Annotated in this window: 10 protein-coding genes and 1 tRNA gene; 4 read left to right on the top strand and 7 right to left on the bottom strand. The window is 64.4% G+C overall.

Annotation, left to right across the window (positions count from 1 at the left end):
* Positions 1-226: 226 nt before the first annotated feature.
* The 4 genes from CA2_RS17565 to hrcA all read right to left on the bottom strand — a co-directional run bounded on the left by CA2_RS17565 (position 227) and on the right by hrcA (position 2,509).
* Positions 227-430, bottom strand: a complete 204-nt coding sequence (locus CA2_RS17565) for a hypothetical protein (protein ID WP_081888969.1) — start codon at positions 428-430, stop codon at positions 227-229.
* A gap of 146 nt (positions 431-576) precedes the next feature.
* On the bottom strand, positions 577-1,236 hold the full coding sequence (locus CA2_RS18040; RefSeq protein ID WP_156106020.1) for a hypothetical protein: 660 nt from the start codon (positions 1,234-1,236) through the stop codon (positions 577-579).
* Positions 1,237-1,371: 135 nt separating this feature from the next.
* Positions 1,372-1,448 (bottom strand) — tRNA-Ile (locus CA2_RS11130).
* A gap of 53 nt (positions 1,449-1,501) precedes the next feature.
* Positions 1,502-2,509, bottom strand: a complete 1,008-nt coding sequence (gene hrcA / locus CA2_RS11135; protein ID WP_042416848.1) for a heat-inducible transcriptional repressor HrcA — start codon at positions 2,507-2,509, stop codon at positions 1,502-1,504.
* Positions 2,510-2,538: 29 nt separating this feature from the next.
* Here hrcA and CA2_RS11140 point away from each other — a divergent pair, with 29 nt between their 5' ends.
* Genes CA2_RS11140 through rapZ form a run of 3 tightly spaced genes read left to right on the top strand, consistent with a single transcriptional unit; the run spans position 2,539 to position 6,049 of the window.
* Positions 2,539-3,441, top strand: coding sequence for an NAD kinase (locus CA2_RS11140; protein ID WP_042416851.1), 903 nt, complete (start codon positions 2,539-2,541; stop codon positions 3,439-3,441).
* Between the two features lie 2 nt (positions 3,442-3,443).
* Entirely contained in the window at positions 3,444-5,102 is a 1,659-nt protein-coding gene (gene recN / locus CA2_RS11145; RefSeq protein WP_042416855.1) for a DNA repair protein RecN, read from the top strand.
* A gap of 26 nt (positions 5,103-5,128) precedes the next feature.
* Entirely contained in the window at positions 5,129-6,049 is a 921-nt protein-coding gene (gene rapZ, locus CA2_RS11150) for an RNase adapter RapZ (RefSeq protein ID WP_042416857.1), read from the top strand.
* 148 nt (positions 6,050-6,197) lie between these two features.
* Here rapZ and mutY read toward each other — a convergent pair whose 3' ends face one another.
* From mutY to mutM, 3 genes are all read right to left on the bottom strand, one after another.
* A complete protein-coding gene (gene mutY / locus CA2_RS11155) occupies positions 6,198-7,283 on the bottom strand; it encodes an A/G-specific adenine glycosylase (protein ID WP_042416860.1) in 1,086 nt (361 codons plus the stop codon).
* 47 nt (positions 7,284-7,330) lie between these two features.
* Entirely contained in the window at positions 7,331-9,292 is a 1,962-nt protein-coding gene (locus tag CA2_RS11160; protein WP_042417016.1) for a dynamin family protein, read from the bottom strand.
* A 91-nt stretch (positions 9,293-9,383) separates the two neighbouring features.
* Positions 9,384-10,205, bottom strand: coding sequence for a bifunctional DNA-formamidopyrimidine glycosylase/DNA-(apurinic or apyrimidinic site) lyase (gene mutM / locus CA2_RS11165; RefSeq protein WP_042416862.1), 822 nt, complete (start codon positions 10,203-10,205; stop codon positions 9,384-9,386).
* Positions 10,206-10,391: 186 nt separating this feature from the next.
* Between mutM and CA2_RS11170 the strand changes: the two genes are divergently transcribed.
* A complete protein-coding gene (locus CA2_RS11170) occupies positions 10,392-12,014 on the top strand; it encodes a tetratricopeptide repeat protein (RefSeq protein ID WP_245620943.1) in 1,623 nt (540 codons plus the stop codon).
* The last annotated feature ends 6 nt before the right edge of the window (positions 12,015-12,020 follow it).

Genomic DNA, 12,020 nt, shown 5'->3' on the forward strand with positions numbered 1-12,020 from the left:
CGATTCATGTTTGCCCGCGACGATGTTGGGGGCCAAAGGCAATTCACGCAGATTGTGGCGCGCAGCTATCAATGCGGACTCAGGCCCTTTGGTTATCTTGCCAAAGCGCAAAAAAGCTTGGTGTCGCTGAAGCTGCTGCACCATTACGCCGCCTCTGAAAGCAGTTCAGCCGTGCAATGCACGGCTGATGCTGAAAGGAGCAGGCGTGACATGCGCACCAAGTGCTTTAGATGCCCAACACCTTACGAATATCCGCTACGGCCCAAGCCAAGCGGCTGTTGATGCGCACAGGGCGCAGCGGGCCATTGTCCAAGCAAGCCCACAAACGCAAGGTTTGCTCAGCACGGTTCAGATGGAAGGCGGCTTCTGCCGTTGTCAGATGAGAACGAGTTTCTTCGCTCAGATGCAGGGGTTGGAGTTTGATCGCCATCTTCGTATTCCTCCGTATTGAAGAAGATTGATGGCGTGACTTTCCTTGGCTCGACGAATATGAACCCCCTTCATATTCGTCTTTTTGAACTTCAAATGAGGTCGCTGCCCCCCCCCGTTATTTAGCAAACAGCTCGTTTGCGCGAGTCATGCTTGACGTCGCTTGAGACGGATGGCTTGTGCCGATACACCGAACTTTCTGGACAAAATCCCTGCGGTTTCAGATTCATCTTTACCACTAGCTAGGAGCTTTGCGGTTTCCAGCATGAGTACTTCAGCAGATGGAATTTTGGTTTGCCGTTTGCGCCTCAGCGCTGACTTCAGTCCTCCAGTACTCGCACCTTTACGAATTCGCACCTGCTTTGCCTTCATAGGTTGAACTTCAGCACTAACCTCCTTGATGATCATCTTGATCACAGCGCGATGAAGGAAAAATTGCTCCAAATGCGGCAGATGCTCATAGGGGCAGATGGACAAGACAAACGACTTCAGCTCATCCTCACTACACCCTGCTACTTGGCAAATTTTGGCCAAACAATCTTTGTCCATCGTGAGCAATGCAGGCCAGGCAAGAAAATTGGCACGGACTTCAGGTTTGGCTGTTGGATGAAACCCCCTAGGCGGCAAATAAACTGGAGCGCCCCAAACCTCATCCGCTTTCAAACGACATCGAACTTGCTCTGTGACTTCATAAACGACCTGAGCAATGCGCAATAGTTTTTCATCCGTGAGGTCGCTCGCATGGGGCGCACAAGCCAATGGAGGCTCACCGACTGTTTGCTGATAGCTGTGCAAAAAACTTTTCACGAGACCGACATCCTTTCAGCTATGACTCCTAGAAAGCTAGGAAATTACCCAAAATCGTCTTACATCCACCCTTACATACCTTGAAAAAACAAAAAGCCCGCTATGCAAAACATAGCAGGCTTTCCTTTATTCATATGGTAGGGCGTGGCGGACTTGAACCGACGACCAAGGGATTATGAGTCCCCTGCTCTAACCAACTGAGCTAACGCCCCAACCGGGCTTGCCAACCCATGGTCGGGCCCGCAAAGCCTGCGCATTGTAACGGCTAGCGATGGTGGCTCAGCGCATTGCTGACCAGCTTGGAAGTGATGTCCACAATCTGGATCATCTTGTCGTAGGGCATGCGCGTCGGGCCGATAACCCCCAGGGTGCCCACCACCTGCCCATCGACCTCGTAGGGGGCACTCACCACCGACAGCTCCTCGAACGGCACGACCTGGCTTTCGCCACCGATGTAGATGCGCACCCCCTCGGCCTTGCTGGAGAAGTCCAGCAGGTGCAGCAGCTGGGTCTTTTGCTCGAACAGGTCGAAGGCGCGGCGCAGGTTGCCCATGTCGCTGGAAAAGTCGCTGACGGACAGCAGGTTGCGCTCGCCAGAGATGATGACCTGGTCCTGGGGACCGGGGCTCATGGCCTCGGCGCTGATGTTCACGGCCGCCTGCATCAGGTGGGCGACCTCACCGCGCAGTTGTTCCACCTCCTGCTTGATGCGCTCGCGCACCTGCTCGATGTCCAGGCCGGCGTAATGCGCGTTCAGGAAATTGGAGGCTTCCAGCAGTTGGTTCGAGGAGAAATCGGCATCCGTGAAGATCACACGGTTTTGCACATCGCCCTGGGGCGAGACGATGATGACCAGCACGCGCCGTTCGGACAGTTTCACGAACTCCAGGTGCTTGAACACCGAGCTGCTGCGCGGCGCCATGACCACGCCCACGAACTGGGACATGTTGGACAGCAGTTGCGCCGCATTCGCAATCACCTTCTGCGGCTGCTCGGCCGCAAGGGCCGGCGTCACCAGGCTGGCTTGCTGCACGGTCAGCATGGTGTCCACAAACAGGCGGTAGCCGCGGGCGGTGGGAATGCGCCCGGCCGAGGTGTGGGGGCTGGCAATCAGGCCCAGCTCCTCCAGGTCGGACATCACGTTGCGGATGGTCGCGGGCGACAATTCCAGGCCCGAGGCGCGCGACAAAGTGCGCGACCCCACCGGCTGGCCGTCGGCAATGTAGCGCTCGACCAGCGCTTTCAACAACAACTTGGCACGTTCATCGAGCATGCACAGATTTTAATGATGTAATTTCCTTTATGACGTCCAAGTTTCGCCACGTTGCCTTGGTTGGGAAATACCAAGCCTCCACCGCCTCCGACGCTTCCACGGCCCAGTCCCGTGAGGTCTTGCAGGACATTGCCGACTTTTTGCAGACGCAGGGCTGTGAAGTCATCGTGGAGGCGGAAACCGCCGCGCACACCGGCCTGCACCAGCGCCTGCCCAGCATGGATGTGGATGGTCTGGGCCGGCATTGCGACGTGGGCATCGTGGTGGGGGGTGATGGCACCATGCTGGGCATCGGTCGCCACCTGGCCCGGTACGGTACCCCGCTGATCGGCATCAACCAGGGGCGCCTGGGCTTCATCACCGACATTGCGCTGGACGACTACCAGCATGTGCTGCAGCCCATGCTGCACGGCCAGTACGAGGAGGATGCCCGGCCGCTGATGCACGCGCGCGTGGTGCGCAACGAGCAGTGCGTGTTCGAGGCCCTGGCCATGAACGACGTGGTGGTCAACCGCGGCGGCACCTCGGGCATGGTGGAGTTGCGCGTGGAAGTCGATGGGCGCTTTCTGTCCAACCAGCGCGCCGACGGCCTGATCGTCGCCACGCCCACCGGCTCCACGGCCTACACCCTGTCCGTCGGTGGTCCGCTGATGCACCCTTCGATCCCGGCCTGGCTGATGGCGCCCATCGCGCCGCACACCCTGTCCAACCGCCCCATCGTGCTGTCCGACCAGACGGAAGTGATGATGGAAGTGGTCGGCGGCCGCGATGTCAGCGCGAATTTCGACATGCAGTCGCTGGCCTCGCTGCTGCACGGCGACCGCATCTACGTGCGCCGCTCGGCCTACAGCGTGCACTTTCTGCACCCCGTGGGCTGGAACTACTTTTCCACGCTGCGCAAGAAGCTGGGCTGGAACGAAGGGGGCTATTGAACATGGCGCTCAAGCGGATTGCACTGCGCGACTTCGTCATCGTGCAGCAGCTCGACCTGGATCTGCACACCGGATTCACCGTGCTGACGGGCGAGACCGGCGCCGGCAAATCGATCCTGATCGACGCCTTGCAGCTGGTGCTGGGCAGCCGTGCCGACACCGGCGTGGTGCGTGAGGGCGCCAGCCAGGCCGACATCAGCGCCGAATTCGACTGTCCCGCCCACCTGCAGCTGTGGCTGGAGGAAGGTGGCTTTGCCCAAGAAGACAGCCTGCTACTGCGCCGCGTGATCGACACCCAGGGCCGCAGCCGCGCCTGGATCAATGGTGCGCCCGCCACCGCCACGCAGCTGCGCGGCCTGGGCGAGGCCCTGCTGGACATCCATGGCCAGCATGCCTGGCAAAGCCTGACGCGGGCCGACGCGGTGCGCGAGCTGCTGGATGCCTATGCCGGCGTCAGCACCCAGGCCCTGCGCCAGCACTGGATGGTCTGGCGCGCCGCCGCCAAGGATCTGGAGCATGCGATCGCGGCCCAGGACACCGTGCAGCGCGAGCGCGAGCGCCTGCAGTGGCAGATCGGCGAGCTGGACAAGCTCAGCCCCGGCGCCGACGAATGGGACGAGCTGAACACCCAGCACACGCGCCTGTCCCATGCCCAGTCGCTGCTGGAAACGGCGCAGGGCGCCCTGTTCCTGCTGGAAGATGACGAGGCCGGCATCAGCGGCCCACTGGGGCGCGCGCAGGACATGCTGCAGGACAAGGAACACCTGGAGCCCGAGTTCCAAGCGATCGCCGATGTGCTGGCCTCCAGCCTGGCACAGATCAACGACGCCCAGCACTCGCTGCAGATCTATCTGCGTCGCACCGAGCTGGACCCCGACAAGCTGGCCGAGCTGGACGAGCGCCTGTCGCTGTGGATGCAGCTGGCGCGCCGCTACAAGCGCACCCCCGAGGAGCTGCCCGGCCTGCTGCAGTCCTGGCGCGACGAACTGCGCCAGCTGGATGCGGTGGTCGACATCGGCCGCCTGCGCCAGGCCGAGCAACGCGCCCACGAGGCCTACCAGGCCGCCGCCCGCGAGCTGTCGCAGCAGCGCGCCAAGGCCGCGCCCAAGCTGTCGCGCGCCATCACCCAGGCCATGCAGGGCCTGGGCATGCAGGGTGGCAAATTCGAGGTGCAGCTGGACAAGCTGACCGAGCCCAGCCCCCACGGCGTGGACAGCGTGCAGTTCCTGGTGGCAGGCCACCCGGGCGCCACGCCCAAGCCGATCGGCAAAGTGGCCTCGGGCGGCGAACTGTCCCGCCTGTCGCTGGCGATTGCGGTCACCACCAGCCAGCTGGGCCAGGCCGGTACGCTGATTTTTGACGAGGTGGATTCGGGCGTCGGCGGCGCCGTGGCCGAAACCGTGGGCAAGCTGATGCGCGCCCTGGGGCGCGACCGCCAGGTGCTGGCCGTCACCCACCTGCCCCAGGTGGCCGCCTGTGCCGACCACCACTACGTGGTCGCCAAGAAGCGTGACAAGGCCGGGACCAGCAGCTCGGTCACGCCCACCGATGCCACGCAGCGCGAGCGCGAGATTGCGCGCATGCTGGGCGGGGAAAAGATCTCCGACACCACCATGGCCCACGCCCGCGAGATGCTGCTACAGGCCGCCCACACCCCCTAAACCCCTCGATCACGCAAAGGCAGGCTATGACGGATTTGGAAATTGTGCTGATCACCGGCATGTCGGGCTCCGGCAAGTCGGTCGCACTCCACGCCCTGGAAGACGCGGGCTACTACTGCGTGGACAACCTGCCGCCCGAGCTGCTGGCCGACTTTGTGCGCCTGCAGCACGTGCACCATGGCAACCGCGTGGCGATCGCCATCGACGCCCGCAGTGCCGCAGGCCTGCCCGATCTGCCGCGCGAGCTGGAGAAGCTGCAGCGCCTCAAGGCCTCGGGTGTGCACCTGCACGTGCTGTTCCTGGACGCCTCCACCAGCACCCTGGTGCGCCGCTTCTCCGAGACCCGGCGCCGCCACCCACTGTCCCAGTCCAAGCTGCCCGACGGCCGCCAGGCCCTGGTGGAGATCATCGAGCAGGAGCGCGAGCTGCTGGGCGACCTGCGCGAGTACGCCCACGTGATCGACACCAGCAACATCCGCGGCTCGCAGCTGCAAAGCTACGTCAAGGCCTTGATCCAGGCGCCCGCCAACCAGATGACGCTGGTGTTCCAGTCCTTCGGCTTCAAGCACGGCATCCCGGTCGATGCCGACTACGTGTTCGACGTGCGCATGCTGCCCAACCCCTATTACGACCTGGAGCTACGCCCCCTGACCGGCATGGATGAGCCGGTGCAGCGCTTTCTGCGCCAGCAGCCCGACGCGGCGGCGATGCAGACGCACATTGCCCAGTTCCTGGACCACTGGCTGCCGGCCCTCAACGCCAACCACCGCAGCTACGTCACCGTGGCCATCGGCTGCACCGGCGGCCAGCACCGCTCCGTCTACCTGGTGGAACAGCTGGCCCAGCGCTACCAGGCGCAATGGACCACGCTGCGCCGCCACCGCGAAATGGACAGCCGCGGCCCGGCCGCAGCCGCTCCGGTGCCCGAGGCGCCACAGCTGCTCTAAACAAAAAAGAGAGCTGCTTGCGCTCGATTCACCAGCAGTTCAAATACTTTTGTATTTGAATGCCTTGAAAAACAAGCGCTGACAGCTCCTTTTTTTTATACCGCTGCACCGCCGCTGCCACTGCGCAGGCACAGGCGGCCGCTGCAAGCTAACCAGCGGTGAGGGCCTCCACCAGCTTGCGCACAGGCGCCGGCAGGCCTTGCTGCAACCAGTCCGCCGCGGACTGCCACTGCCCGGCGCCCAGCTCTGCAGAGTCCTGGGGCAGGCGGCCCTCGGCCAACTCCACCACCACCGGGTGCAGGAACAGGTCGCGGTGCGTCAGCACATGCAGCTGCGCCGGCCAGTCCTCGCGCCGGGCCACGCGCAAGGCCAGGGTGTCCAGGCCGGCCTCCAGCGCCGGGGCACTGGCAAACACCGGCGGGCTGAACAGCCCGGCCCAGATGCCGGTCTCCCCACCCTGGACAGGGCGACGCTGCAGCCACAGCTGCCCTTGCGGATCGCGTAGCACCAGCAGCCACCAGGACTGGGTGCTGCGCCGCGTCTTGCGGGTCTTGACCGGGTAGGCCTGCGGCGCGCCCTGCTGTGCGGCGCGGCAATGCGGCTGCAACGGACACACCAGGCAGGACGGGTTGCGCGGCAGGCACACGGTGGCGCCCAGATCCATCAGGCCCTGGGTGTAGCGCGGCATGCTGCTGGCCAGCTCCTGCGTCGGCAGCAGGTCTTCTGCCAGGGTCCACAAGGCCTTTTCGTTGCGGCTGCTGGACAGGTCTTCGCCATAGGCCAGCACCCGGGTCAGCACCCGTTTGACGTTGGCATCCAGGATGGCCACGCGCTCGCCAAAGCAGAACGAGGCGATCGCCGCCGCCGTGGACCGGCCGATGCCCGGCAACGTGGCCAGCACGGCCGCGCTGCGCGGGAAGGCCCCGCCATGCAGTTGCACCACCGCCTGGGCACAGGCGTGCAGGTTGCGCGCCCGGGTGTAGTAGCCCAGGCCGCTCCACAGCGCCATCACATCGTCCTGGGGCGCAGCCGCCAGGCTGGCAACGTCCGGGAAGCGCTGCAAGAAACGCTCGTAGTAGCCCAGCACCGTGCTGACCTGGGTCTGCTGCAACATGATTTCGGACAGCCAGACGCGGTACGGATCACGGGTCTGCTGCCAGGGCAGGTGGTTGCGGCCATGGCTGGCCTGCCAGCGGACCACGTCCGTGGCGATAGGAGGGAGAGGGGGATTCAAGGGAAAGCAACAGGTCAGAGAACGAAAGCCACAGGGCGCACGCAGCCTCAGACACCGGCGGCCGGGGCATCAGTCAGTGCGAGCTCTGGCTCGGGCGGCTGCAGCAGTTGCTGCATCCACTGCGCCAACCGCTGCTCCAGCGCGGTGAGCTGCTGCTCCGCCGACTCGATCTCGGCAATCCGCTCCATCAGGCCGCTGGCCGCTTCGCTGATGCGGTCCACCGCCTCAATGCGGCGGGCAAAGCTGCGTTTGCGCTCTTTCAATTGTGCATCCAGCTGCGAGGTGGCGCTTTTGCTCCACAAATCCAGGTCATTCGCTGCGGACTCAAACAGGGTGCGCAGCCGCATGCCCAGGGCCTTGACCATGCGCTGACCAAACAGCGGGTTCGCCAGCTTGAGCGCATGGCCGAATCCCAGGTACTGCAGGTAGCTCTCTTCAATCTGCGCCAGCTCGCGGTCGAAGTCGTGCAGCTGCAAGTCGCCAGGCAGTTGCAGGGAGAAGCCGTACTCCGTGTTCAGTTCCTTGAACGTGGCGCTGAGCATGGTCTGGATTTCGCCGGCGGCGGCCTTGGCCTGCTGCCCCAGGCCGCGCAGGCTCTCGAACGTGGCCGCATAGACCTTGCGCACCCCCAGCTTCAGCCCGGAATGCTCCAGTGCCCCGGCCAGTTGCTCCAGCTCGCGCCGCAGCGAGGTTGCGCCCAGCAGCTGGAAGGCCTGGTTCATGAGCTTGAGGTGCACCGTGCGCACCGCCAAAATCTTGGCGCTGCTGTCCTCGAACGTGCGCTGCTCCTGCTGGATGCGCTGGCGCATGCTCTGGATCACCGTGGCATTCTTGCCGCGCAGGCTGCGCAGCTCCAGCATCTGCTCGTCCAGGTCACGGCGCCGGATCTGGATGGCGCGCTGCACCTGGGCCTGCAACTGGGTCACGCCCGCCCCCACGACGTTGCGCAGGATGCTCTGGCGGTGCGCCAGGATGCCCTGCGCCAGCAGGTCCTCGAACAAGGGCAGGCCGCTGCGCTGCAGCAGGGCGGCATTGCTCTCGATCTTGGCCATCAGGCCTTTCTGCGCCGACAGCGGCAGGATGCGCGCCGGATCGATGCCCAGAATCTGCGCACTCTGGGCACGCTGGCGGTTCAGCTGGGCCTGCACTTCCGTGCCCGAATCCAGACTGCCCCACAGGGTGTCGATCTTGTTCAGCACCACCAGGTGGGCATCTCCCTCGCGGTGGCAGGGCAGCAGGTGCTCGCGCCAGATGGCCAGGTCCGACTTGGTCACGCCCGCATCGGCCGCCAGCAGGAACACCACGGCATGGGCCTGGGCGATCAGGTTGACGGTCAGCTCCGGCTCGGTGCCGACGGCATTCAGGCCCGGCGTGTCGACGATCACCAGCCCCTGCTTAAGCAACGGGTGGGCCATGTTCAACAGGGCGTGGCGCCATTTGGGAATCTCGACCAGCCCCTGCTCATCGGGCACGGGGTTGTCGACCCCTGCCTCATCGCTCCAAAAGCCCAGGGTCCTGGCCTCTTCCACCGACACCTTGCACACCTGCGCCACATGCGCCAGGGTGCTGGCCAACTGGTCCGGGTCGTGCACGTCCATGGGCAACTGCACCCAGGTCGAGGGCCGGCTGCGCCATTCCGCCAGGCTGTAGGGTTGCGCCCGGGTCTCCACCGGCAGCAGCCGCAGGCAGGGGGGCAAGGCCGGGTCATAGCCCAGCTCGGTCGGGCACATGGTGGTGCGCCCTGGCGTGGCCGGCATGATGCGCCGGCCATAGTGGGCAAAGAACACGGCGTTGATCAGCTCGGACTTGCCGCGCGAGAACTCTGCCACAAAGGCCACACAGACCTTGTCACCGCGCAGCAGATGCTCCAGGCGCAGCAGGTGGTCCTGCACGGCGGCATCCAGCAGGTCCTGGGCCGCCAGCCAATCCCGGAAACTGGCCATCTGAGCGGCAAACCCCTTGCGCCATTGGCCAAAACGATCAAATTGCTCGCCGAATGAAAGGCCCACGATCATCCCCTCTCGCAACGTCTGTGTGCTGCCTGCATGCAATATACCTGCAGGCTGCCTGCGGGGAGCCCGGTGAATGTGACCCTTTTGCCTAGGATTTCTGGCAGTGCGGGCAATAGAACGTGCTGCGCTGCCCTTGGCGCAACAAGGCAATCGGCCTGCCACACTGCACACAGGGCAGACCTTCGCGGCCGTAGACCTTGGCTTGCAACTGGAAGTGTCCCGGCAGCCCATCCGCGTTCGAGAAATCACGCAGCGTGGTGCCGCCGCGCTCGACCGCCAGGGCCAGGATGTCACGAATCGCCTGGAACAAACGGCGGGCCTTGACGGCGCTGATGGCCTGCCCCGGCGTGGTGGGTGCAATCCGGCTGGCAAACAACACCTCGGAGGCATAGATATTGCCAACGCCCACCACCAGCTTGCCCCCCAGCAGCAAGGGCTTGATGGGCGTGCGGCTGCGCGCCAGCCCATCCCGGAACGACTCCCAGCGGAAGTGGTGCACATCCAGCGGCTCCATGCCCAGCCCGTCGAGCAGCTTGCGCGCCACCGGATCGTCGTCGCCGTCCGTGGCGATCACGGCGCCGAAACGCCGCGGATCATGCAGGCGCAGCGTGCCCCGGTCGGTTTGCATGTCGAAGTGCTCGTGCGGCCCCAGTGCGGCGGGCAGCTGGGTGGCGAACCGCAAGCTGCCGGACATGCCCAGGTGCACCATCAGCATGCCGCGGTCCAGATCGATCAGCAGGTACTTGCCGCGTCGGCGCACCTGCTGCACACGGGCGCCCACCAGGCTGGACGGTGCACGCCCCAGCGGCCAGCGCAGGGGTTTGCCCAGGGTCACCGACAGCACCTGGGCACCGGCGATTTGCGACGCGAAGCTGCGGCGCGTGACTTCAACCTCAGGAAGTTCTGGCATCTGTCGAATTCATTCACAGGGGGGAAATGCTTGGATTATTATGGGTTGATGGTTCTCACACTCCGCACTTGGCACTTGGCCCTGATCCCTGCCCTTGTTCTTGGAACAGTGCCGGCTCACGCTCAAGGAAAATCCTCCCCCGCGCCGCAGCCCGACCAGCCATCGGCGTCAGACCTGGCCGCGGCCTTGGATGCGGAGCTGTTCTATGAACTGCTGGTCGGAGAGATGTCGGCCTCCCAGGGCGATGCCACCAATGCGATTGCGCTGTTCATGGATGCGGCCCGCCAGACCCAGTCGCCACAGCTGTACCAGCGGGCCGCCGAACTGGCCCTGCAATCCCGCTCGGGTCAGCGTGCGCTGATCGTTGCCAACGAGTGGTACAAGGCCTTTCCGCAGTCGCGCGACGCCAACCGCTACATGCTCCAGATTTTGCTGATGCTCAATCGCGTCTCCGAATCCCAGGAGTACCTGGCCCGCGAAGTCGCCTGGACCCCCGCAGCCTCCAAACCCGCCACTTATCTGGCGATTGCCCAGCTGTACAGCCGTGCCAGCGACAAGGCCATGGCAGCCAGCGTGGTCGAGCAAGCGTTGCAGCCCGATGTAAAGGACCCCGCCCTGGGGTCTGCAGCCTGGGCCACGATTGGCCATCTGCGCCTGGTGGCCGGCCAGAAGGACCTGGCACTGCAGGCCCTGGAACAGGCCTATGACCTCGGCCGACGCAATGGCGCCACGGCACTGCTGGCGCTGGAACTGCTCGAAACCGGCAGCCTGTCCGTCGAGCCAATGGTCCAGGATTACATGCAGCACCAGCCCGCACCGACCATACAGATGGCCTATGTGCGCGTACTCATGGAGCAGCAGCGCCTGGAAGATGCGCAAAAGCAGCTGACGCCCCTGCTCAAGGCACAGCCCGACATGACCGATGCCTGGATGGCCCAGGCCAGCCTGCATGCCCAGCGCGCGGCCTGGCCGCAGGCGCAGCAGGCGCTGCGACGCCTGGAAAGCCTGCTGCTCCAGATCCCGAACGAAGCGCCGCGCACGCATGCACTCACCCAGGCCTATGTGCTGGGCGGGCGCATTTCGCTGCAGCAGAAAGACTACCCCCAGGCGCTGACATGGATGGACAAGGTGCCGGAAGAGGCTCAAACGCTGACGGTACAAAGCCTCAAGGCACAGGCCCTGGCCAAACAGGGCAAGCTGGCTCAGGGCCGCGCTTTGATCCGTGCCGTTCCCGCGAATGGCGATGAACAGGAAATGCAAAAACGCCGGGCCGAAGTGACCCTGCTGCGGGACAACGGCGCGCCCCAAGAAGCCTACCTGCTGCAACGCACCCTGTACGAACAATCGCCTAGGAACGCCGACATTGCCTACGAAACTGCGATCCTGGCCGAGCGTGCCGGCAAGCTGGAGGTGATGGAGAAGATCCTGCTCGACCTGATCGCGCAGCACCCCGACCACTACCACGCCTACAACGCGCTGGGCTACTCCTGGGCCGACCGCGGCATTCGACTGCCGGAAGCCCGCAAGCTGATTGAAACCGCCCTGTCCCACGCCCCCGAGGACCCCTTCATCACCGACAGCCTGGCGTGGCTGGAGTTCCGTGCCGGCAACCACGCGCAGGCACTGGCGCTGCTAGAAAAGGCCTACGCAGTGCGTGACGATGTGGAGATTGCCGCTCACCTGGGCGAAGTGCTATGGACCCTGGGCCAGCACAACCGTGCACGCACCATCTGGCACCAGGCGCAACGGCGCGATGCCGACAACGAAACCTTGCGCGCCACCTTGGAACGCCTGCAAGTCACGCCCTGATGCCGC

Source organism: Comamonas aquatica NBRC 14918, from assembly GCF_000739875.1.
Classification (GTDB): domain Bacteria; phylum Pseudomonadota; class Gammaproteobacteria; order Burkholderiales; family Burkholderiaceae_C; genus Comamonas; species Comamonas aquatica.